The following is a 22,124-nucleotide window of genomic DNA, read 5'->3' as shown; positions in this document are numbered from 1 at the left end:
TGCTTGGATATGACTATATCTTTAATGGAAGATTGCACATCATAACCACAAGCCTCCAATACCCATTGAGGCAAAATTAATTGAATTATGGTCAGCGTTATCTCTTATTTTTGTATTTAAGAGTGGCCCATAAGAGCACACTCGTTTGTAAGACCTGACAACCATATCAACATCGCCTCAAGCCGAGCCTTTCCGACGACACACAAACGCGCCACACCCCTCATACGCTACCATGCCGCTCGTAACCTGCTTTAGTAAGAACGTTGCGCAGAGCACCACACCTGTGCGGATCATATTCCCAGATCTTGAAGCACATTGAGAGGATCGTCACTGGTAGCGGCAATACAGAAAAGCCATACCTCATCGCCTTTCCCACAACGCCCTTATAGTGAAGGGCTCGTCCTAAGCTCGGCTTTTTTCTATCAGAGGCCCAATGAACGCTGCGGCACATCTATATACTCAACCCCATAATGGGCTCAGCAAGAAGCTTTGTAAGACTGAAACCACCATAAATGACCGGAACTCTTCCCGCTCTCCTCCCAACAAACATATCCACCACAGCCACGGTACCCAAGCGTAAAAACTTATCCCCAATTTCGGGGATAGATCCGGGCATCACTCTGTGCGCATATGCGGGAAAAATGTGGATAGAGTCCTAAAACAGTTGAGGGACTACCCATTTCTCAATGAACAGTCCCTCAAAAAATCAAGCAAAAAGCCTAACCTTTAGTCGTGCGAGAAATGGAACGTCATCGCAGAACGGTAGGTTTGACCTGGTTTCAGCTCAACGCTTGGAAAGTTTGGCTGGTTAGGGCTATCGGGAAAATGTTCCGGCTCAAAAGCCAGTGCATCACCTTGACGATAGGTGTTCCCAGAAGGTCCAACATAACGGCCATCAATGGAATTGCTTGAATAGAACTGCATCCCTGGCTGATTGGTCGTAATTTCCATCATACGGCCAGAACGAGGGTCCTGCACGCGGGCGGCAAGACGCATTTCATGCGACTCTGTCTCTCCGTTAATGATCAGGCATTTGTCATAGCCACGTGGCCCCAACATCTGCGGATCATTACTACGCAAACGTTCACCCACTGTATGAGGAGTTCGGAAATCAAGTGGGCTATTATCCACGGAAGCGAACTGACCCGTTGGGATCGAGTTCTGGTCTGTCTGCACATAACGATCGGCAAAAATCTGTACGATTTCTGGCTCCACCGTGCCAGAACCTTCGCCATTCAGGTTCCAGTAGTTATGCGTTGATAGATTAACCACCGTCGGTGCTGACGTCTTCGCTTTGAAGCTCAATGTTAAGCTATCATCAGCGCTCAGGCTATACGTAGCCTTTGTTGTCAGCTTCCCTGGGAACCCTTGATCCCCATCCGGGCTCACCAAACGCAACGTCACATAAGCGCCTTTGCGGTTATGCCCAGTGTCATCAATCACCCAAAGCTTGCGATCAAAACTCTCAGCCCCACCATGAAGCGTATAAGGTGGGTTGTTTACCGATGTATGATATTGCTTCCCCTCAAGGGTAAAGCTTGCATTGTTAATACGATTGGCAACACGGCCTAGAATTCCACCAAAATGAGGGTCTGCATTATTAGCAGCATAGCCCTCCACCGTCGGGAAGCCGAGAGCGACATTCTCCACTTTACCCTGACGGTCTGGCACTTCAACGGACTGCAAAATGCCACCATAGGTTAAAACACGCACTTTTAAGCCGTGATCATTCGTCAGCGTAACAGCCTTAACAGCTTTTCCATTAGGGAGGGTAGATACTGTTGAGACTTGCACCCGTGGATGTGCGTAAGCAGCACCACTAAGAGAAGCCCCCAAAGCTAAAGCGGAAAAAGACAACAGCCATTGGCGACTGCTGAAGAAACGAGACATAATCTCCCCCTACTTCATGACCAACGTTATCACCCTAATGCCGAATACGTTACGACAAGCATTCACCCTGCAACGATTAGACACGTAGTTAAAACGTTATATGGCCACTACTGACACCCAAACGGAAAGAAAATGCAATCCCCCACCCCTCCTCGCTCCACCTGCATCATCATCTGTCGATTTAGGGGGTGTGCAGCTCCCCACAATATGCAATATAATGATTGAGCAGACGGTTCGCGCCGATCTGCAAAGGCGCAGAAACGGCAAGTATCTTTTCTTGTTGGAAAACAGTTTCCTATCCTGCCCTTTTAAGGATATAACCACCGAACTACTCGCATATGGATCTGATTAGAACAGGAGCGGCAGCAACATGGCGTGCACACGCAGCATAATGCAGCGCAAACGAAGCAAAACCAGTGCAACCCGCGCTCTGGCCGGTTGTCTCGCTCTTCTAAGTGTTGGTGCGTGCGGCTCCCTTCGCAACCCCCCTCCTAAAGATCCTGAAGCGCTTGAAGATTATAAAGCCGCCAATGACCCTTACGAACCGCTGAACCGTAAGATGTTTTTGGTCAACATGGTGGCTTATAAATTCGCCCTTCGCCCCATGGGAAAGGCCTGGCGGGACAATGTTCCCAAATTTTTTCGTAACACTGTTGATAATGTGAACGAAACATGGGGCCAGCCATCAACCTTCTTTTCCGATGTCGGCGCTGGAAAGCCACGCCGTGCCGGTGACTCATTCATGCGCTTTCTCATTAATATGAGCGCTGGTGTCGCTGGATTCTTTGATGTGGCGAGCTTTACCAGCTATAAGAATCACACAACGGATCCCGGTATGACGATGGGCGTCTGGGGTATTAAATCAGGCCCTTATGTCTTCCTCCCCGGCATTGGCCCTAGCAACTTCCGTGACTCCATCGGCTATGCTCTTGGGCAGGCTCTCGTTCCTATTAACTATGTTCCAAGCGGTTATGGCCTCATCGACTTCAACTGGGCCTATAATATTCTTGGGGATTTCAATAACTTCTCTAACCAAATCGACCAGCTTGATCAGCTGGAACATCAAAGCCTTGACCCATACGCTTTTATGCGCAGCGCTTGGCAGCAGAAACGCCAAAGCGATATTGATGCCCTTAAAGCCGATAATCGTGCTACAGTTCCTGACTGGTACTAACGAAACAATTTATTTCTTTTACCCCTTCCTTTGCGACAGGTTTTTACCGGGAGAATCCCTATGATGCTTCGCCGTCTTACACGCCGCACCATTCTCGGAACGGCCTGCCTGCTAAGCTTCGTTCCAAGCCTAGCTCTTGCAACTCCTGCAACGGACTTCGTCAGCTCTTTTGGAGGGCAGCTCGCCCATATTTTAAATGCCAATGTATCAACGGATAAAAAATATGAGGAGCTTCTCCCTCTTTTGCGCAAGAACGTCGATATTGCGGGAATCGGCCGTTATGTTTTAGGGCGCTATTGGCGCGTCGCCACCCCTGAGCAACAAAAAGAGTATCTGCAACTTTTCGAGCGCGTGCTACTAAACGCCGTCACCAATCAAATGGGGCATTATCAAGATGTCTCATTGCAGCTGCTCGGTAGTGTACCGACGCCTGCAGGAGAGAAAGTGTCTCTCCTTGTGCGTCGTCCCCACCAGCCAGATATCACGCTCACCACGGTAGTTGCTGGCACCCCACCTAAGGTGGTTGACCTTTACGGGGAAGGGGCAAGCATGCGCATGACACAGCGTAGCGACTATACGGCTTTCCTCACACGTAACGGTGGGAAAGTGCAGGTTATGATCGATGCTTTGAAGCATCAAATCGCCTATAACGCAGCCTTAAGGCATTAACATCCGGCATAAATCGTGAGGAAGAGCGAGAAGAGGGTTGATGAACCTTCTTCTCCAGCCTACAGAAGCAGCGCCATGACTGATGACCTTGCCTCCTTCGATTTCGACCTTCCTCGTACCCATATCGCGACAGAGCCTGCTCGCCCGCGCGAAGCTGCTCGGCTTTTGCATGTACAACCACCTCTAGCAACAGAAGGGGCAGAGCTCAGCCTGCACCAAATACGCGACCTTCCTAGTCTGTTAAAGGAAGGTGATCTTCTCGTTGCAAATAATACGGAAGTCATCCGTGCCAAGTTGGAAGCCACGCGCGGAGCCGCAAAAATCGGAATTACCCTTGACCGTATTCTCCCAGAGGGGGAATGGCACGCACTCGCTCGTAATGCGCGGAAACTGAAAGAAAATGATACGCTTCAGTTCGGTGACGATGAGGTAACTGCAACGGTCGTCGCTAATGAGGGCGATGGTGCTGTTACCCTCCGTTTTTCTGTCGAAGGTGATGCATTTGATGCTTTCTTAGAGCGCACCGCCGCTCTCGCCCTCCCCCCTTATATTGACCGTCCTCATGGCCCAACATTGGACGATGATAGCGATTATCGCACCATCTTCTCTCGTTATCGCGGGGCTGTCGCCGCTCCTACAGCAGGGCTGCATTTTACTGATGAGCTGCTCTCTCAACTGCGCCAACGCGGCATTGAACAACGCACACTAACGTTGCATGTCGGGGCGGGCACGTTCCTCCCCGTGCGCTCCACCATTGCAGAGCATAAAATGCACGCAGAATGGGGCCGGATTGATGCCCAAACGGCTCAAGCAATTAATGACACGAAGAAACGCGGGGGGCGCATTGTCGCCGTTGGCACGACCACGCTTCGGCTCCTTGAAAGCGCAACCGATGAGGATGGAACCGTGCAGCCTTGGACGGGCGAAACCTCCATCTTTATCAAGCCCGGCTACCGCTTCCGTTGCGTTGATACCTTAATGACCAACTTTCACCTCCCCCGCTCAACGCTTTTTATGCTGGTATGTGCTTTTAGCGGCACGACAACCATGCAAGCGGCCTATCACCGTGCCATTGCCGAGGGAATGCGCTTCTATTCCTACGGTGATGCTTGCCTTTTGGAACGTTCTTCATGACCCGCAACCCCTCTGACGCTCCTCGCCCTAACTTAACGCCAGCGGATCACATGACCTGGCAGAAAGAGACTCAATCTGGCAAAGCACGTGCCGGCTGGCTGCACACACGCCATGGATCTGTCCCCACCCCTACCTTCATGCCTGTCGGCACTGTCGGCACCGTGAAGGGGATAACGATGGACTCGGTTCGCTCAACTGGTGCGGGAATCGTCTTAGGCAACACCTATCACCTCATGCTTCGGCCTACAGCCGAGCGCGTACAGCGTTTAGGTGGGTTGCACCGAATGATGGACTGGCCTGGCCCTATCCTGACCGACTCGGGCGGCTTTCAGGTGATGTCGCTCGGCCCATTGCGCAAACTGACTGAAGATGGCGTGACCTTCCGCTCCCATATCGACGGCAGCAAACATCATCTGACACCCGAAAGCTCGACAGACATCCAGTTTAAGCTGGATGCTACCATTACCATGGCTTTCGATGAATGCCCGGCCCTCCCCGCCACAAAAGAGGTGCTGGAAGCCTCTATGGAACGCTCTATGCGCTGGGCTGCTCGCTCACGCGACGCCTTCACGGCCCGTCCCGGCTATGGGCAATTTGGTATTGTTCAAGGCGGAACAGAGCAAGAGCTTCGCGAGCGTTCTGCCAAAGCTCTGCGTGATATTGGCTTTGAAGGCTATGCTATCGGTGGCCTCGCCGTTGGTGAAGGGCAGGAGCTGATGTTTTCCACGCTGGATTACACCACCCCTATGCTACCGGATGACCAACCCCGCTATCTCATGGGCGTTGGCACACCGGATGACCTCCTTGGTGCCATCATGCGCGGCTGCGATATGTTCGATTGTGTGATGCCTTCACGTGCCGGCCGTACCGCACGCGCCTATACAGAACGCGGCACGATGAATCTGCGTAATGCACGTTTTGCGGAGGATACACGCCCCCTCTCTCCCGATGATGACAGCCCAATGGCAGGTCGTTATTCGCGCGCTTATTTGCACCATCTCTTCCGAGCCAACGAAATGCTCGGCCCGATGCTGCTCACCTTACATAATCTAGCGTATTACCAGCGCCTGATGCGCCAAATCCGTGCCGCTATTATGGATGACACGTTGGAAGAGCTCGCTGTCACCCTCCGTCACAATTGGTCATTGGGAGACTGGAGCGAAGACGAGTTCCCTAAACCACGCTACTAACGTTGCCGCATTATTCTCCTGAACGACATCTCTTGGGAATGATGCGGCGCTAGTAAACGCCTGCGTTATGAAAACATCAGTTCGGAATTATCACAAACTTATGTGGATTTAAGCAGTCTCAAAAAGCGACTGTAGAAGCATAAAAGCTCCTACAGTCACCTTCCACAGTCTCTTCTTAAGGAACCTGTGTTTTGTAACGCGCCCAGTGCGTCGCAAGCTCACGCACAACAGGGCTAGCCGCCTCATAAGCAGCATCGGTCGAGGCTTTTAACCCTACAAATCCTTCTTCATGCGCTTCAGCCGCCAGCATGTCCGCCGGGGCTTTACCGGAAGGAGGCATATCGAAATTACTTGCAGAACGAAGTATCAAGATACGCTGTGGATCAACACGCCCCGCTTTCCCCTGAAGAGTGAGCGCCTGACAGAGCGCGATATCCTCTTCTGCAGTGGTTACCATCTTGCCTTGGCCATCTGTCCAATAGCTCACCCAGCGCTCAGCCCAATCGTTCATACGGCCTCCAACCCAGAAGGTTTCAGCAGAGAGCGTATCACCGATCATCACATGAGGCTTTTTGAGCGCTTCAGGAAACATATGATATGTCTGACGAACAGCCTCCAGAGCTGCATTATCTGGCATCGGCACATCCTTAGTCAGTCCATAAGCCCACTGCACAAGGGAAGGACGCAGCGTAAACGCCATATCTCCAGCAATGGAATGGAGCGGCGGACGTGGCCGCTCATTGGGAACACTCCCCTGCACGGGTGTAAAGCCATCTGGCCACGAAGCTGGCGTTTCACGTGGATCAATCAGATGAGCCTCCCCACCATTCACCACATGACCTGCCCACGCCGCAGACGCAACCGTGCCCGCGTGAGGGTTCATGCCAGCAATGCCTGCCAGCACGAAATACGCATGCCGGAGGTCAAAGCGCGGGTCTAACGCGAGAGCCGTTATCGCCGCCGCCATATGCGTTGGCCCTTCACCACTGACCATCCCTAGCACATGAAGCTGAGGGTTATAGCGCAACAGCTCATGCTCTGTTCCAGGCGCAGAGATAGTCTGTGACAAGGGGAGTTTTTCAACCCAATTTTGAAATTCTCCGGGAATATCGCCCGTATCATGACCAATCTCAAACGTCGTCACCACGACGACCCGCACGGGTAACGGTGCGGAGCGTGCTTGGGACGGCATAACGCCACCCCAAACCAGCCCAATCATCAAAGCCCCATAGATAAAAGCCTGATGCATCCACTTTTTCATCGTGCGTGACTCAATACCGGATTACGGACAGCCAAGCGCTCAAACTCAGCCATACGTGTTTCAAGCTGCCATTGCAGACGCGCTTTCGGATTGTTTTCTAAGAAGGTCGCACAGCTTTGTGGCAAAGAAGACGTCACGCTCGCTGTATGGCACGCTGGCACTCTCTGCCCAATATGATGATCAACCCACAAGCTTTGCCCTGGCAGGAAGTTATATTCTAACCCCGTACGTGAAAGCTGTACGAGGTCATTATAGCTGAGATGATAGGTTTGAGCCGCACGCACATATTCATTTGTCAGACTTCCGCGTGAGACGCCTTCATCATCGGTCGACAAAGCAACAGGAACACCAGCACGACGATAGAGTTCAAATGGATGATGATCGCCCTTGATGCCCAAAATCTCATCATTACTGGTGAGATTAACCTCAACCATAATGTGCTGACGCGCCATTTTCGCGAGCAATTCAGCCGGATCATGCTCCCACATCACATCAATCCCGTGACCGATACGCTGTGCGCCTGCCACATCAATCGCACTCCAGATATGATGGTCGAGGTCTGCCAACGGCACGAGAGACGGTGTTATCTCACCCGCATGAAGGCTGAGTTTTACGCCCGGATAGACACTATTAAGATAGTGGAACATCTGCATATGCAGGTCGTAATCATGCAGCGCCGTCGCATCATCTTCAGGAGCGGCAATATTAACCCCTACAAAACGTGGGTCATTCTTCACAACCGCATAACCGACCTCAAGCTGAGGATAGGTGACTTTAGGCGGCACAATACGCAACGTCTCGAAGAGATAACGCACCGTCACCCCACAGCCAGGCTTCGCTTGAGCAGTTCCGCATTGAAGCACCTCATGGGCACGCTTTTCCATCGCATCCACCCCTTTGCGTGAGGCCTCCACCATTTTCGGCAAAACAGGCTGTAACGCTTGATGAAATGCTGGGATATCAGCCGCATTGTTGAGCTGCTTATTCTTCACCGCAGCCATCATGCTATCGAGACCAGCGGAAGAGGCAGTAGAAACCTGCAATTCCAGATATTGCACATGGTCATGCGCCGCATGTTCAAGCGCTTCTGCCAGCATGTCACCTTGATGGTCTTTTTCCAGAGCAACAAAGCGTTCAAACGTACTGAAGAAATGGTCATGGCCGGAACGATCCGTTGCTGTCGGCACAAAATCACGCATCGACAGGGCATCAATCATACCATTCCAAGCCGGGGCATCTGAACTGAGACTTGCTGCAGCTTCCATCCCTTCAACAGGGGCACCACAACGCTCCGGCACTATCTTCCCTTGTGGGAGGTTCACACAGAGCCCATCTTTCGCCGCCCATTTTAGAAAGCTTTCGGCATAAATCGCCCCTGACATATGATTATGCAGGTCAGCCCCTTTAGGGAAACTTTGCATAAACAGACCAAGCTGGACGGGATCATGCTTTACGCTCTCATAAAGAGCAGCCGCTGAGGGAGCCGTATGAGAAGAGGAAGGAGCAGCGAAAGCTAAAGGAGCGCTGCCAACAAACACCCCTAAAAGGGAGGACATCATCGTGGAAATTTTCATGAGCTTATGATGATGATTTCCCGATCAGCTGACAAGTAAAACCCATCATAAAAGCCCAACAGAATAGCACATTATCCCTTATATATATCGTTTAATTTTTAATGGTCTTTTTACTGTCGTTTTTTAATGATACGCTTTTCTTATATTCAGCATATCCTATTCATTTAAGGGAGTTCTCCCATGTCGCCGCTTTCGGACGCCCTTTTATCTCTTCAAGACCACGCACAAAGCATACGCAAGCGCGCAGCTCAGTATGATCAGCTAGGGGAAATCGCTCAGCCGACACTGGACTTCCTGCGCCATGAAGGAATTCTCTCTCTTGCTGTCCCTCAAGAGTATGGCGGTGCTGGAATTGACTTTCAGGATATGACACGCATCATCGCCTCCCTAGCCGAAAATGATCCCTCAACGGCTCTAATCGTCGCGATGCAATATCTCCATTGCTTCTCCATCGCGACGTCACCAAGCTGGCCAGAAGCCCTGAAGGAAGAAGTCCTTTCCGACATCAAAGCTCATGGCTCACTTGTGAATGCCCTACGTGTGGAACCGGAGCTCGGCACGCCTTCTCGAGGTGGCATCCCTGCTACGCGTCTAAGCCATGTGAATGGTCAATGGGTACTCAGCGGGCGCAAAATTTTCTCCACCGGGTCATCTGCTCTTCGCTGGGGGCTTGTATGGTGCGCTACAGATGAGAACCCCCAGCGTGTCGGGCAAGTGCTTGTCCGGCTCGACCAAGAAGCCATTGCCGTGCAAAAAAGCTGGCATCATCTCGGAATGCGCGCCACGGGGAGTGACACCATTGTCTTTAACGATGCCCCCGTTCCAGAACGCTACCTTGCCAATATTGTATCTACTGAAGAAGGGAACCCAGAGACCCCCGGCCTCTTTGTCTGGCATGCTCTGATCTTGGCACATCTCTATAACGCCATCGCCCGTTCCGCTCGACAATGGTTTACGTCTTTTCTCCAAAAACGTGTACCCTCAGGCCTTGGGCGCCCTTTAGCAACGTTGCCGCGCTTCCAAACAATTGTAGGTGAGATAGACGGGCTTCTCCTCTCGAACACCGCCCTGCTGAATCACGCTCAAACACATTATGAGGCCATCACGCTGACAGAAGCCTCACAAATTAAACGCCTCGTCACAGAACAAGCCATTAGTGCCGTCCAACGCGCCATTGAAGTAAGCGGCAACCCGGGGTTAAGCCAAGATAACCCGCTGGAGCGCCATTATCGTGACGTCCTGTGTGGTCGCATTCATTCCCCTCAAGCCGATACGGTTCTTGAAAAGGCTGGCTTTAACGCTCTCTTCCCTTCTTAAGAAACACGCCATTATGCTCTATACAGATGTCACGTGGATGTCAGCAGAAAGCGTTCCCTCTTATGAACGGTCTCCATAAACGCAGTGTCAGTCTATCAGGGCACCGCACCTCTATCGCCTTAGAGTGGGAATTCTGGTTTATTTTGGAACAGATGGCTCAACACAAAAAAGAGTCCCTTGCCGGTTTTATCACTCAGCTTGACCGGCAACGCTCCGCACAGCAAAGCCTTGCCTCCGTGCTGCGAATTACCGCCCTGCGTTATGTCGCTATGTCAGAGGAGCGTATGTTTTTCCCACAATCCCGTTCCGACCCGTCGGAGAACATGGTAGAACTATAGAAAACGAGGGAACATATATGGCTTTCTGGGGAAAAGTTTTTGGTGGGGCCGCAGGCTTTGCAGCCGGAGGGCCTTTTGGCAGCTTGATGGGGCTCGCTCTCGGTCATATGGCCGATAAAAAACAGCTCCTGACACCTCCTTCCGGCTCTTGGAACAGTCATTTTGACACGACAGGAAAGCCGGATCCTAGTGGTGCTGCCTTTTTTGCAACCGCTAAAATGGCGTCTATTTTAGGCAAACGTGACCATCTCTATGGCCTCGGTGTTGTGGCCCTCTGTGCCAAAATGGCAAAAATTGACGGGCCGGTTAACAAAACAGAAATCAACGCTTTTAAAATGTCTTTTCGTTTCCCTGAAGAGAATATGCGTGAAGTCGGGCTCGTTTTTGACCGCGCGCGTGAACGCACCGATGATTTCGAATTATACGCCCGTGAGATGGGCAAGGCCTTTGCGGACAAGACTGAACCTCTTGAGACCTTGCTGACCGTCCTCTTCCGCATAGCGCGCGCAGACATCCCCAAAGGTGGCTCTCTCCATCCGAAAGAAGCTGACTATTTACGACGCGTTCATAAGGCCTTCCGTCTCTCTGAACGCGCTTGGGAGCGTGCTGAAAGCGGACAATCGCGCATGGCCGAAAGTAGCCCAACCGATGCATACCGCGTCTTAGGGATTGCTCGCACAGCCAGCGACCATGAAGTACGCCGCCGCTGGCTTATCCTTGTGCGGGAGCACCACCCAGACCGCCTCGCCGAACGGAACCTCAGCAGCACAGAGCAATTTGCCGCTCAAGAACGCATGGCCCAGATCAACGCCGCATGGGATCGCATTAAACGTGACCGAGGGCTATAAAAGCCCTCCTCTTTTCAGCTCAAGTCAGGAAAGAGCGCACAACACATAACGGTTGCTCCATCTTCCGCTCATCTTTCTTTGACAGCGCTATTTCCCTTTCTGACCGAAATAAATCTCGGTTTCATCGTATGATGAACTTTTTAGTCAAAAATAGCTCTCTGCACAATCAAGGCAAGCGATGACACAGAGCTATCATCAGGACATCACATGATACGTTACGAAAAAATACCAGAGCACCCCCAAAAGCATAGCACCCCATAAAGGCAGCAATGCAATGGCACTGATCGTAAGCCAGCGCCGGGTAATAGCAAACCGTAACGTCGCAAAGACAACGGCCATAACCGCCGGCACCGGCGTTAACACGATGACGATTACCAAAAACTCCTCAAGGAAAGAGGTCTTTCCAGAATTCATCATTAACGAAAGACCAACAGTCATCATGAGGTAAGCTGAAACCCATGAGAGACAAATGGCCATACAGGCAACACCCGCAAGAATGAGCCATTTATCCAACATACGCCGTGACAAAAGCTCTTTCATCGCGTTTGCTCCTCACTCAACGTAAAAATCACCCTCACCGAGCTTCTAATGGAAGAGGCACCCAGCGCATGCCGTCATTATCTTGCACGAGCAGTAAGACTTCTGATTTTTTCATCTCGCGTGCACGCTCTAAAGCGGCTTGGAAAGCATCAGGACTATTCACCTCACTCTCACCCACCTGAGTGATAACATTCCCTTCCGCTATTCCCCGTGCGGCTGCTGTACCACTGTCAAACACACGGGTTACCAAAACCCCACGCTGGCTATCAGAAAGCTGATATTGCGTGCGAGCATCGGCATCAATCACGCTCACTTTTAAACCAATATTCCCAACCGTTTTCGTTGGGTGAGCAGGCGGATGCGTATCAGAAGGCAAGGGATCTGGCGCATTAGGAGATTTCCCAAGGGTTAAAGCCACTTTCTTGCGGCTCCCACGATGCCACACATCCAGCGTAATGGACGTGCCAGGCTCATGGGCCGCCACGAGACGCGGCATAGTCTGTCCTGTGATCGCTTGGCCATCAATCGCTGTGACGATATCCCCCACAGCAAGCCCCGACTTAGCCGCAGGGCCGCCGGCCTTTACCGTCGAGAGAATGGCCCCTTTTCCCGGCTGCCCATCATCTGCATGAAAGTCGAGATCGTCAGCCATCGTGTGGGTTACGTCCTGAAAACTGACGCCCATCCAACCGCGATTGACATAACCGTTACGACGCAACTGCTCAATCAACCCACGTGCATCATCAGACGGGATCGCAAAACCAATCCCAATCGAATCACCACCAGCGCCGCCGTAGATCAGCGTATTGATCCCGATAACTTCGCCGCGTGTATTGAAGAGCGGGCCTCCGGAATTCCCACGGTTAATGGCAGCATCGGTCTGGATGAAATCGTCATACAGCCCATGCTCGACATTCCGTTTACGTGAGGAAATAATCCCCGCCGTCACCGTACCGCTCAGGCCAAATGGATTCCCGATCGCCAACACCCATTCCCCAATACGGGCTTGGTCACTATGCCCCAAAGGCACAGAAGGGAGTGGATGAGCAGGCTTTACCTGCAACACAGCGAGATCGACCTGGCTATCACGCCCGACAATTTTAGCTGGCATTTCTGTGCCGTCATTGAGCACAACCGTCACCTGCTGCGCTTTATCAATAACGTGATTATTCGTGACCACCACACCGGACGGGTCAATAATAAAGCCCGACCCAAGTGCCTGCACCTGCCGCTCTGGCGCACCGTCTTGGTGCTTATGCTTCATATAATCATGAAAGAACTTATCAAGCGGCGAGCCTTGAGGATAAGGCGGTGTTTGTGGCCCGTTAGGGCTGCTCGTATCTGGCCCATCACTTCCATCTTGCTGAGGGCGAATCACACTTGAGACCGAGATGTTAACCACCGCAGGCAGCAAACGGTCTGTTAGGTCGGCAAAGCCTGGCAAAGCGATTCCCTCTTTTAACGCCGGCAAGGTCGCCTTTGTTGGAGGGGGAGCAGGCTTTTCTTCAGCAAACGCATGAAGAGGTGCTAGGCTCAAGGCAGCCAGTAAGGCCGCACGAAACGGGACAGAACGGTGAATGAATCGGCTCATAGCAAAATCCTAGCGCACCTAAGCGGACACGTCATCCTCTCTTCCTCCCATAATGAAGGGTGACTTTTTCTGCTTCCAGCCATGTGTTTTCCATGAGAGAATAGCAGCTTATGACACAGCCAGACTTTTCCGCCCTTAAAGACTATGTTTCCCTCATCCTCAATGAGCATGAGTTAACGCCAGAGATACAGCTTGACGGCCTCACCGTGCGTGATGGGCATGCTCATATTGTTCTCACCACTACCGCCAAAGACACAGAGCAACTCACCCTTTTAAAAACCACGTTAGAGAAAACCCTTGCTCTTCATGAAGGCCTCACAGACGTTACGGTAACGTTCACCGCTCATCGCGCCATGCCGTCACCCGCCCAGCAGACAGCCACACAGAAACGCACAACACCGGCTGCCGCCCATCACCGTCCCTTTCTTGGTAAACGCCCGCCTAAGGGAGCCGCTAGCCGTCCTACGCCACCAGAGGGGTTCCTCCCCGGTGTGAAGGCTGTTCTCGCCGTTGCCTCTGGTAAAGGAGGCGTTGGCAAGTCCACAACGGCTGTCAACTTGGCCTGCGGCCTCGCCCAGCTCGGCTTTGAAACAGGCCTTCTTGATGCGGATGTCCACGGCCCTTCGCTGCCGCGTATGCTTGGAGAAAGCCATAAACCCACCGTTATCGACGGCAAACTTCAGCCATTAGAGGCCTGGGGCCTTAAAACCATGTCGATCGGCTATCTCGTCAGTGAAGAGCAAGCCGTGATCTGGCGAGGCCCTATGGTTATGGGGGCTCTTATCCAGTTTATGGGAGATGTGGACTGGGGCCAGTTGGACGTTTTGGTCGTTGATATGCCTCCTGGCACGGGCGATGCCCAGCTTACTTTAACACAAAAACTCGGTGACAAACTCCGTCATGGTGGGGCGGTGATGGTGTCCACCCCTCAAGATATTGCCCTACTGGATGCACGGCGCGGGGCCGCGCTTTTTGAAAAGACACAGACCCCTATTCTTGGGCTTGTTGAAAACATGTCCTATTTCTGCTGCCCCCATTGCCATGAACGCACAGATCTTTTCGGTCATGGTGGTGCCCGTGATGAAGCTCATAAGCTTGGATTGCCCTTCCTGGGAGAAGTTCCTCTTCTTCGCGAGATTCGCAGCAGTGCCGATAACGGAACGCCACTTATTGTGGCATCTCCTGAGAGTGAAGGCGCAAAGGCCTATCACACTCTTGCACGTTCTGTGGCTACCTCACTGCGCTCATCGTCAGAAGGAACTGCCTCATGAAGCGCTCTGCATGGGCCGTTCTTTTAGGCTTTCCTTTACTGATCATCGGATGCAGCTCTTCGCAGGGCACGCACCATCCAGGGCTGTCAGATGATGGCTATGGTTTCGTCACAGATGGCCCTGTCTTAGGGCCTCCGGGGCACCTTCTCACCCCAACAAAAACTAAGGCACCATAATTTCTGCATAAAAATGCATTTTCCCTCTTGATTAACCACGCGAGAAATGACATTTAGCTTCTCATCTTAGCGCCGGATTAGCACAGTGGTAGTGCAGCGGTTTTGTAAACCGAAGGTCGGGAGTTCGAATCTCTCATCCGGCACCAGATTTTCCCCTTCTTTATAAAATTAAGAATATACTGAATTTCAATTCTTATAAAAAGAATTGGACTATTTACCCGTATAATCCAATAAAAATATTATTGCACTCATCTAGTGCTTGCCGGTGTAAACCTTCCCTTTTACTCTACAACGATGACGTGGCCTTTCCAGATATACGGCACGTACCACCGCCGTAATGATATTCATAAACTCTATAAGGGACAGGAGCAGAGCGGAATTTCTACTCCAATCAACTGTCCCGGTATTTTTATCTTCACGGGCGGTGGAGCAAACCGTGTAGGTTATCAAGACGTTTTCCAAAAAGATGGAAGATTGAGATATACAGGCCAAGGTCAAACGGGCGATATGAAAATGACCGCAGGGAATAAAGCCATCCACGATCATGTGAAAAACAGTAAGGATCTACTACTGTTTCAACAAACACACAAAACTGGCATCGTTCGTTTTAGAGGCTTATTCACCTGTGCTGGGTGGGAATCTGAAAATCAAAAAGACGCCTAAGGGAACCTCCGCAAAGCAATTGTTTTCACTTTGATCCCTCAAGATTACGTGTCCAACGACGTAACACCACTCACCATACAGGAACCAGATCAAACGCCCTTCCACACTTTAAGAGAAAAAGCGTTTAAAGCGGTCGCTATTCCAAAGCTAAAGTCTGAGCATGCCCCAAGCACCGTTTTCAGCAGAAGCAAAGCAATACGAGATTATATCTTGGCAAGAGCGGAAGGAAAATGTGAGCATTGCCAGCGTCCCGCTCCTTTTCTAACTGCCCAAGGATACCCCTATTTAGAGGCGCACCATATTCTCCGTCTAACCGATGGTGGACCTGACCATCCTCAATCAATCATCGCGTTATGCCCCAACTGCCACCGCGAGGCCCATTTTGGGAAGCAACACGAGCTACTCAAAAAGAAATTCCTCGATATTGTTGCTGTTCTAGAAAAGAACCTAGGACACTTACGCTTTAACGATTAAGCTATCTCTTCTTTGACACTATCCCTGCGTGCTCACCCCCTTCAGATAAAAGTCGTTCTGAGCTCGCTAACCGTGGGCCTATATCTTCCTTCCCTCCTCATGGAGAAGGCGGCACTCCGAGGTCAGGTCGCAGCGTCTTCATCACAGCTTCGGCAATCACCCTCTGTCCTGTAGGCGTAAAATGCGTGCCGTCAGCACTGCGCAAGCGTATTTCGTGGCCATTGCGCTCCATTGTCTCGCTGTAGGTATGATCATGATAATGGAAGAGCTTATCGACCGAAATGTAGGTTTGCCCTGCCTGCTCCACTTCACTTTGAAAGAGCTGGTCTAGGTAGAGAATACCTGCTGATAAACGTTCACGCTTTGTCGCGGGAGGGCCAATCCAGATCACGCGCACATCATGAGCTTTTGCAGCGTCAAGAATGCTCCGAATACGCCCGCGATAATCCTCTTCCCACGCTGGGGAACGGAATTTGAGATAATGGCCATGCCGAGCGGTTGAGGGCATATCCCACGGATCATTAGGCCCCAAAAAGACCACGACGGTTGTAATCCCCGGCTTATCAGCCAAGGTTTTCCGTAGCGTTTCTGGCCAATTGAAAAAGCTGGGATACGATAGGCCCGTGCTCTGAAGACTCAAATCATAGCTTTGAATATGATAATGCCGCCGCAATGCCGTTACCGCATGAGGCGCCACCCCCTGCATCATCGAATCACCAATAAAAAGAATATGATTCTGTCCAACGTCTTTTTGGACATGAGGAGGAGGAGCAGCCCCACCCTGCTTTACCTCAGAGGACGGTGCTGGGGGAGGCGGTGGTTCTTTGTGAACCGGTTGCGGCAATGGCGCAGCACTTGGTGGCGGAAGCGGCGCTTCCTGCACCGTAGAATTGTTGTGAGCCCTATCAATTTTTAGGGCCTTCTCAACCAAAGGCAATGGAGGTGCTTTATGCCCTTGCATGGAAGGAGGCTTCTCTTGCGCTTTCTGTCGAGGCCCCGGCTTTTCCTCCTCTTTATGAGAATGACTGAGCGAAGGAGTATGATGCTGCTGAGGAAGCGGTTTTTGCACCTGTACTGGGGCCTCTCCCCCAATATCTAAGTCATCATCCGCACCATTTTGAGCCGTTACAGCCATGCTGCTGCTCATAATGTCTTGGTAAGAAGCCAGCCCTGCTTCTAAGTGAGAAACCTGAGCACGCAAGCTATTTTCAATCACAGCTCCCTCTCCCCAAAGAGAGGAGGTAAAATGGCTCCAAGGGGCAGGTTCATGACGCTCTTGCTGCCATGAATGATCCAGCCCCTGCTGGTTTAACCACAGAAACAGGCCAGAGCTTAATCCCGTGATTCCCAAGGCGACAAGCACACTTTTAAGGGTGCGGCGGTAAAGAACAACACTCTCAAAAATTGGCATAAATAAACCCTGGTGTTCCAGCTGGAGCAAACATGAAAATCAACGTTAAGAGCGCCGCTATCCCGAAAGGATAGGCCCACCATGGCAACCACTCACAGTATCCCCAAACACGCTTTTTCAGATGATCGAGAAAACCGTAGAAGGCCGTCACAGCGATCAGCACCCACAAAATCAGCATATGTGGATCAAACAACTCGCTCGAAAAACAATGCGTCAATGAACTTAACAACGTGATAGCATCGTCAAAATTAGCTGAGCGGAAAAAGACCCATGTTAGACACAGGAAAACAAACGTTACGAAGCGCGCCCCTTCATGAGCTAAACGCGAGGGAATACGCTGCTTTACATCGTCAGCGATCACCATTTTGAGACGGTTAAAGCCATTGAGAACAACAAGCCCCGCCCCGTGAAGCATCCCCCAAATGAAGAAGTTCATCCCCACACCATGCCACAATCCAGAGAGCCCCATAGCAATGAGAACATTGATATTCTGCCGAACAAAACCACGGCGATTACCACCAAGAGGAATATAAATATAATCGGTGATAAAGCGCGACAATGTAATATGCCACCGCCGCCAAAACTCGCTTATATTAGCCGCTAAATAAGGCGCATTGAAATTTTCCGGCAAATGGAAACCTAATAACAGACCAATCCCACGCACAAGATCAGTATAGCCCGAAAAATTCATATAAATTTGCCACGCATACGCAATAACAGCCGTAAGAGAAGCAACAGGCGTGGCGTTACTCGGTGCACTAAAGACAGGACTTACGAGATGCTTATCTAAGTAATCACTGACAAGAAAAAGCTTTAAAAGCCCTAAAAGAATAAGACCTACTGCTTGTTTGGGCAGTAAAATACGACGCATCTGAAAAGGCATAAGCTGTGGAAACAAATCCACCGCTCGGTTAATCGGCCCAGATACGATACTAGGGAAAAAGCTCGTATAAAGCAGGAACGAAAAGAAACTCTCTTTGTTGCCATTGATCGTATGCGCTGGGAATGCCCCACGGTTTTTGACGACTTCCGTGCGCTGAAGCGAGATCACGTAGCTTACAGAATGGAAGACATAAAAAGACAGGCCCAACGGGGCGACCCCAACTACCATCGGAAGAGCAATGGGAAGACCAATCCCATCCAAAAAGCTTTTAAGACTTTCCTGAAGAGCCGCGTAAAAACGAAAAAGAAAAAAGAACGTAAAGATCAACACGCATAAAATAATATTCGTCGCTGTTGTACGCCCTGTTTTGCGCCAGAAAAGCGTTATGCCATAGACACATCCCGTCCATCCTAAAAGAACGTAGAAATTATACGCACTCCCCCAGCTGATAAAGAAAAGACTTCCCGCTAGTAAAAGAAGATTTTGAAGGAAAAGAGACGGCTGTAAAATCCAATACAAAACGAAAAAACATGAAAAGAACTCAAAAAATTCAAGAGATAAAATATTCATCTATGGATATTCCGCCGCACTAACGATTTTCAGGCCCTCAATAGTCTATTCTTTGGTCTAGAGTTTTTACGGAGCTATGTTAAGTATCTTCATAATATTTTTATAAAGCCCGCGTGCACTCCGTTGATACCCCGGTCGCAAGAGATGCACACGATCTTCTTGGCCTTCATGATGCGCCCGCCATGAATTAATAGAGCAGGCTCCGCCCATAAAAGCGCGCCAATCCCAATAAAGGACATGCTCCTGTCGTGCGACCGCTCTTTGAGTAGCGATGATCTTCTCCAACCCCACCATATGGCGGCAATTTCCCCCCGCACGAGCAGAAGCATTATCACTCGGCCCCACCATAAGAATCACAGAAGTAGGATTTTCTTGGCGTAATTGCCGAATAATATGGGCGTAGGACTGGCGATATTGATCAAAATCAAGCGTCTTATTGAGTGATTCATTGGTGCCATACGCTAAAATGATCATAGCAGGATGCAGCTTTTGAAGCTGAGCATACCAATCATTTTGCCAATGTTCTAATAACGATAAAGACGCCCCATTACTGCCTATAGATGATAACACGACCCCATGAGAGCGGTCTAAATACCACCCCCCGATTTGCGTACCCGCAGCACCATTTTGTACCGTCATCGTCACCGGTAATGTCAGCGTTACGGGCGCGCTATACCCCCATTGCGGCTGCGAAAGAGCCACCTCATGACGACCATGCTCATCTTGTTCGATCAACAGGTTAGGTCGCTCTGTTTTATAAAAAGCTCGTGCGCGCAATGGCTCCAAGCTCGTGCTCTCATCTCGAAACGCAATGGTCATGGAGCGCTGGTGCCCTTGAGGTTGTGCATGACTTCCACCAAGAGAGAAAACATCATCAAGATCACGACGACTGGTTTTCAGAACCCAATCGCTTCCTGCACGCGGCATCACGACCTGTTCATAGCGCTGTCCCGGCACAGTCAACGGGCTGATAAACCCGACACCACCATTCCCAAAACGCTGCTGAAAGGCGTCTCTTAACTCACCTGTGAAAAAATCTGCAGCTGTATGGGAGTCTCCAAATTGAACGATATGCACGGTCTGCGTGTTCGCCCTCTGCAAAGCAGAAGAAAAGCGCCACAGGTTCGGATCACCATAATTTGTAAGAGCCATGCTCTCCGTTGGTAACGGCGCTAAAGGCGCATGATGAACGGGCTTATGATGAGCTAGGGACTGATGCCCCCCATGTTTCACACTATGCTGAGCCGATGCCTCTGAGACCGTCTGCCCCCCTGCTACAAGCATAAAGGTGCTTACAATCATCAGATATTGAGAAAAGGAGAGTGCCATACCAAAACCCTGTTCATCACGATCGGCCATCTCTTCATGACCACAAGCCCATCGGCAGTTCACTGTCTTGTTTCACATTATAAAAAACGCCGCCATCCCCTAAATGACAAAACGGCCACGACAAAACACGTCGCAGCCGTTTGATACGCTTTCTAGAAGAGCACTCGCTCTTTTTAGAGATACTCTCTTTCTTTAACCGTCGTTTTCAGCGCATTCACCTCAAACTTTTTCACATCCAACCCAAGTTGAGAAGAACGCAATGTCAGAGTATCCAAAGCCGCTTTGGGGAAAACGAGGCAAGTACCAACCCCAGCACCATCATTGAGATACACCTCTAACGTGCACCCATCGAGGATGATCTGTGCTTGGAAGCTCTTGCTGTCACGAGGCAATGAGGCCGCAAAATGCGTGCTAAACGTATGATTGGAAAAGCCTTTCAACCCGCTCCGATCAATCCAGAAACTCTTGGTCTGACGTTGATAGCCAAGGCTCAACACTTCTCCATCTTTATTGGAGAACTCAATATCTAACCATCCATTGGGTTCCACAGAATGTGTCACCTGGGCTTCAAGCCGCACATCAATAGCTGCATTGGTTGGCAGAGCCACGGTCTTCTCTACCTTACGCTCATACTCCATCACAAATTGAGAGGATGTCAGTGTTTTAGCCACGAGCGCATCAATACCCACCGGACGCTGAATAAGCATCGGCAAGCCGATCTCATTACGACGTAGATGGAACTGACGCGGCAACGTCATGGCACCAGACCAGTTCTTGGGTGGCTGGAAGAAGCAATATTGCCAATTTCCAAACCATGATACCCCACATTTCACCCCATCAGGTGCATCATTGAAAATTTGTAACGCGTAGGAATCTTTCGCAAAATCCGTGAAGTCCATAACGCTGTTATCAGCGACGAACTTCTTGCCATCAAACGAGCCAACGAAATATTGGATGGAACTTCCACCCTGTGGGGAACCTGGATTAAGCGAAATGAACAGCACCCATTTCTTTGTTTTTTCGCCTTCAATTTCCAGCTCAACCAAATTAGGGCATTCAAACTCAACACCCTGATAACCCGCTGGAGCAAAGGTGCTCAAATGTTCCCATTTGATCAGATTCCGAGACCCGTAAAACAGGATTTCATGCGTATAGGCTGACGCAAGAGCAAGCACCCATTTCTGAGAGGGAGCATGCCAGAAAACTTGCGGATCACGCGTGTCAGGATCATTTAAATCCAGCACGGGGTTATGGGCAAAGTCTTCGTAATGGTTCCCACCATCACCACTCCATGCAGCATGGATTGTGGATTTGTGGTTTTTACGAATAGAGCGATCATCCCGCGTATAAAGCGCAACCAATCCGCCCTTCATCTGGTTTGCCGGTAAAGGAGCCTTCCCTGGCGGGAAGAGCGCAGACGTGTTTTGACCGTCAACCACGACACTCCCAGTAAAAGCCATCCCCTTTTCGTCACTATTAACGATAGCATGACCACGATCTTCCCACTGATACATATCAGGGCTAACCGCATGGCCCCAATCCACTTCATTGGTCAGATTATGCATCGGACGGAACTGATAGTAGAGATGATACTGCTTACCATCATAAACTAACCCACAGGGATCATTCACAAAGCCAAAAGATGGGCTAAAATGAATATGCGGACGATAGAGTTTCTCGTAAAAATCATCGCTCTTGGTCACAGACAACGCGCTACTCCCTTTTGAACTCCCTGCCGCCATCAGCGTCACTGACACCGAGGCCAAAGAAAACCCGAACCCTCTGCGGGTTAATCCCGTTTTTTTCATACGTACCCTCAAT

General features: G+C 50.6%; 20 protein-coding genes and 1 tRNA gene. 12 read left to right on the top strand and 9 right to left on the bottom strand.

The genetic code is table 11. The features are described 5' to 3' along the window. Positions 1-726: 726 nt before the first annotated feature. Positions 727-1,890: an aldose epimerase family protein gene (locus F457_RS0108975; protein ID WP_018980804.1), complete on the bottom strand. Its 1,164-nt coding sequence runs from the start codon at positions 1,888-1,890 to the stop codon at positions 727-729. Between the two features lie 370 nt (positions 1,891-2,260). Here F457_RS0108975 and F457_RS0108970 point away from each other — a divergent pair, with 370 nt between their 5' ends. The 4 genes from F457_RS0108970 (at position 2,261) to tgt (ending at position 6,057) form a co-directional block, all read left to right on the top strand. Further along, positions 2,261-3,064 (top strand): MlaA family lipoprotein, encoded by an 804-nt coding sequence (locus F457_RS0108970; protein ID WP_026294316.1) that lies wholly within the window; start codon positions 2,261-2,263, stop codon positions 3,062-3,064. 60 nt (positions 3,065-3,124) lie between these two features. Beyond that, positions 3,125-3,733 carry an MlaC/ttg2D family ABC transporter substrate-binding protein gene (locus F457_RS0108965; RefSeq protein ID WP_018980802.1) on the top strand — a complete coding sequence of 203 codons (609 nt, stop codon included), beginning with the start codon at positions 3,125-3,127 and terminating at the stop codon, positions 3,731-3,733. 75 nt (positions 3,734-3,808) lie between these two features. Beyond that, positions 3,809-4,867, top strand: a complete 1,059-nt coding sequence (queA, locus tag F457_RS0108960; protein ID WP_018980801.1) for a tRNA preQ1(34) S-adenosylmethionine ribosyltransferase-isomerase QueA — start codon at positions 3,809-3,811, stop codon at positions 4,865-4,867. A gap of 50 nt (positions 4,868-4,917) precedes the next feature. Then, positions 4,918-6,057, top strand: coding sequence for a tRNA guanosine(34) transglycosylase Tgt (gene tgt / locus F457_RS0108955; RefSeq protein WP_026294314.1), 1,140 nt, complete (start codon positions 4,918-4,920; stop codon positions 6,055-6,057). Positions 6,058-6,232: 175 nt separating this feature from the next. Here tgt and F457_RS0108950 read toward each other — a convergent pair whose 3' ends face one another. Together F457_RS0108950 and F457_RS12740 are read right to left on the bottom strand one after the other, a co-directional pair. Continuing rightward, complete coding sequence (locus tag F457_RS0108950) at positions 6,233-7,306, bottom strand: purine nucleoside permease (RefSeq protein WP_018980799.1); 1,074 nt, start codon at positions 7,304-7,306, stop codon at positions 6,233-6,235. 8 nt (positions 7,307-7,314) lie between these two features. Next, on the bottom strand, positions 7,315-8,877 hold the full coding sequence (locus F457_RS12740) for an adenosine deaminase family protein (RefSeq protein ID WP_018980798.1): 1,563 nt from the start codon (positions 8,875-8,877) through the stop codon (positions 7,315-7,317). A 195-nt stretch (positions 8,878-9,072) separates the two neighbouring features. Here F457_RS12740 and F457_RS0108940 point away from each other — a divergent pair, with 195 nt between their 5' ends. From F457_RS0108940 to F457_RS0108930, 3 genes are all read left to right on the top strand, one after another. Continuing rightward, on the top strand, positions 9,073-10,209 hold the full coding sequence (locus tag F457_RS0108940; RefSeq protein WP_018980797.1) for an acyl-CoA dehydrogenase family protein: 1,137 nt from the start codon (positions 9,073-9,075) through the stop codon (positions 10,207-10,209). 62 nt (positions 10,210-10,271) lie between these two features. Then, positions 10,272-10,547, top strand: coding sequence for a ribbon-helix-helix domain-containing protein (locus F457_RS12735; RefSeq protein ID WP_083912755.1), 276 nt, complete (start codon positions 10,272-10,274; stop codon positions 10,545-10,547). A 17-nt stretch (positions 10,548-10,564) separates the two neighbouring features. Beyond that, positions 10,565-11,395 carry a TerB family tellurite resistance protein gene (locus F457_RS0108930; RefSeq protein ID WP_018980795.1) on the top strand — a complete coding sequence of 277 codons (831 nt, stop codon included), beginning with the start codon at positions 10,565-10,567 and terminating at the stop codon, positions 11,393-11,395. Between the two features lie 195 nt (positions 11,396-11,590). On the opposite strand, the gene F457_RS0108925 is transcribed toward F457_RS0108930, so the two are convergent. Continuing rightward, positions 11,591-11,935, bottom strand: coding sequence for a hypothetical protein (locus F457_RS0108925; RefSeq protein ID WP_018980794.1), 345 nt, complete (start codon positions 11,933-11,935; stop codon positions 11,591-11,593). A gap of 34 nt (positions 11,936-11,969) precedes the next feature. Then, on the bottom strand, positions 11,970-13,526 hold the full coding sequence (locus F457_RS0108920) for a Do family serine endopeptidase (protein WP_018980793.1): 1,557 nt from the start codon (positions 13,524-13,526) through the stop codon (positions 11,970-11,972). A gap of 110 nt (positions 13,527-13,636) precedes the next feature. Between F457_RS0108920 and F457_RS0108915 the strand changes: the two genes are divergently transcribed. The 5 genes from F457_RS0108915 (at position 13,637) to F457_RS14405 (ending at position 16,110) form a co-directional block, all read left to right on the top strand. Beyond that, entirely contained in the window at positions 13,637-14,797 is a 1,161-nt protein-coding gene (locus tag F457_RS0108915) for an Mrp/NBP35 family ATP-binding protein (RefSeq protein WP_018980792.1), read from the top strand. Continuing rightward, positions 14,794-14,973, top strand: coding sequence for a hypothetical protein (locus tag F457_RS0108910; protein WP_018980791.1), 180 nt, complete (start codon positions 14,794-14,796; stop codon positions 14,971-14,973). Before F457_RS0108915 ends, F457_RS0108910 begins: the two co-directional genes overlap by 4 nt. 71 nt (positions 14,974-15,044) lie before the next feature. After that, positions 15,045-15,119: transfer RNA gene (locus F457_RS0108905), tRNA-Thr, on the top strand. A 148-nt stretch (positions 15,120-15,267) separates the two neighbouring features. Next, a complete protein-coding gene (locus F457_RS13365) occupies positions 15,268-15,636 on the top strand; it encodes a hypothetical protein (protein ID WP_156809415.1) in 369 nt (122 codons plus the stop codon). A gap of 48 nt (positions 15,637-15,684) precedes the next feature. Next, positions 15,685-16,110: an HNH endonuclease gene (locus tag F457_RS14405; RefSeq protein ID WP_018980789.1), complete on the top strand. Its 426-nt coding sequence runs from the start codon at positions 15,685-15,687 to the stop codon at positions 16,108-16,110. Positions 16,111-16,207: 97 nt separating this feature from the next. Here the strand turns inward: F457_RS14405 and F457_RS13355 are convergent, their stop codons facing one another. From F457_RS13355 to F457_RS12715, 4 genes are all read right to left on the bottom strand, one after another. Then, positions 16,208-17,521, bottom strand: a complete 1,314-nt coding sequence (locus F457_RS13355) for an SGNH/GDSL hydrolase family protein (RefSeq protein WP_018980788.1) — start codon at positions 17,519-17,521, stop codon at positions 16,208-16,210. Continuing rightward, complete coding sequence (locus F457_RS0108890) at positions 17,508-18,974, bottom strand: MBOAT family O-acyltransferase (protein ID WP_018980787.1); 1,467 nt, start codon at positions 18,972-18,974, stop codon at positions 17,508-17,510. Before F457_RS0108890 ends, F457_RS13355 begins: the two co-directional genes overlap by 14 nt. Positions 18,975-19,040: 66 nt before the next feature. Further along, entirely contained in the window at positions 19,041-20,333 is a 1,293-nt protein-coding gene (locus F457_RS12720; RefSeq protein ID WP_018980786.1) for a GDSL-type esterase/lipase family protein, read from the bottom strand. A gap of 143 nt (positions 20,334-20,476) precedes the next feature. Beyond that, positions 20,477-22,006, bottom strand: a complete 1,530-nt coding sequence (locus F457_RS12715) for a glycoside hydrolase family 32 protein (RefSeq protein ID WP_169584121.1) — start codon at positions 22,004-22,006, stop codon at positions 20,477-20,479. Positions 22,007-22,124 lie beyond the last annotated feature (118 nt).

This window comes from Saccharibacter floricola DSM 15669 (assembly GCF_000378165.1).
Taxonomy (GTDB): Bacteria; Pseudomonadota; Alphaproteobacteria; order Acetobacterales; family Acetobacteraceae; genus Saccharibacter; species Saccharibacter floricola.
The sequence above is the reverse complement of the archived record's forward strand: the minus strand, read 5'-3'. Positions and strand labels throughout refer to the sequence as shown.

Coding starts and splice junctions, on each gene's coding strand:
- F457_RS0108975 (WP_018980804.1), bottom strand. CDS start 1,890: ATGTCTCGTTTCTTCAGCAGTCGCCAATGGCTGTTGTCTTTTTCCGCT.
- F457_RS0108970 (WP_026294316.1), top strand. CDS start 2,261: ATGGCGTGCACACGCAGCATAATGCAGCGCAAACGAAGCAAAACCAGT.
- F457_RS0108965 (WP_018980802.1), top strand. CDS start 3,125: ATGATGCTTCGCCGTCTTACACGCCGCACCATTCTCGGAACGGCCTGC.
- queA (WP_018980801.1), top strand. CDS start 3,809: ATGACTGATGACCTTGCCTCCTTCGATTTCGACCTTCCTCGTACCCAT.
- tgt (WP_026294314.1), top strand. CDS start 4,918: ATGACCTGGCAGAAAGAGACTCAATCTGGCAAAGCACGTGCCGGCTGG.
- F457_RS0108950 (WP_018980799.1), bottom strand. CDS start 7,306: ATGCATCAGGCTTTTATCTATGGGGCTTTGATGATTGGGCTGGTTTGG.
- F457_RS12740 (WP_018980798.1), bottom strand. CDS start 8,877: ATGATGTCCTCCCTTTTAGGGGTGTTTGTTGGCAGCGCTCCTTTAGCT.
- F457_RS0108940 (WP_018980797.1), top strand. CDS start 9,073: ATGTCGCCGCTTTCGGACGCCCTTTTATCTCTTCAAGACCACGCACAA.
- F457_RS12735 (WP_083912755.1), top strand. CDS start 10,272: ATGAACGGTCTCCATAAACGCAGTGTCAGTCTATCAGGGCACCGCACC.
- F457_RS0108930 (WP_018980795.1), top strand. CDS start 10,565: ATGGCTTTCTGGGGAAAAGTTTTTGGTGGGGCCGCAGGCTTTGCAGCC.
- F457_RS0108925 (WP_018980794.1), bottom strand. CDS start 11,935: ATGAAAGAGCTTTTGTCACGGCGTATGTTGGATAAATGGCTCATTCTT.
- F457_RS0108920 (WP_018980793.1), bottom strand. CDS start 13,526: ATGAGCCGATTCATTCACCGTTCTGTCCCGTTTCGTGCGGCCTTACTG.
- F457_RS0108915 (WP_018980792.1), top strand. CDS start 13,637: ATGACACAGCCAGACTTTTCCGCCCTTAAAGACTATGTTTCCCTCATC.
- F457_RS0108910 (WP_018980791.1), top strand. CDS start 14,794: ATGAAGCGCTCTGCATGGGCCGTTCTTTTAGGCTTTCCTTTACTGATC.
- F457_RS13365 (WP_156809415.1), top strand. CDS start 15,268: ATGACGTGGCCTTTCCAGATATACGGCACGTACCACCGCCGTAATGAT.
- F457_RS13355 (WP_018980788.1), bottom strand. CDS start 17,521: ATGCCAATTTTTGAGAGTGTTGTTCTTTACCGCCGCACCCTTAAAAGT.
- F457_RS0108890 (WP_018980787.1), bottom strand. CDS start 18,974: ATGAATATTTTATCTCTTGAATTTTTTGAGTTCTTTTCATGTTTTTTC.
- F457_RS12720 (WP_018980786.1), bottom strand. CDS start 20,333: ATGGCCGATCGTGATGAACAGGGTTTTGGTATGGCACTCTCCTTTTCT.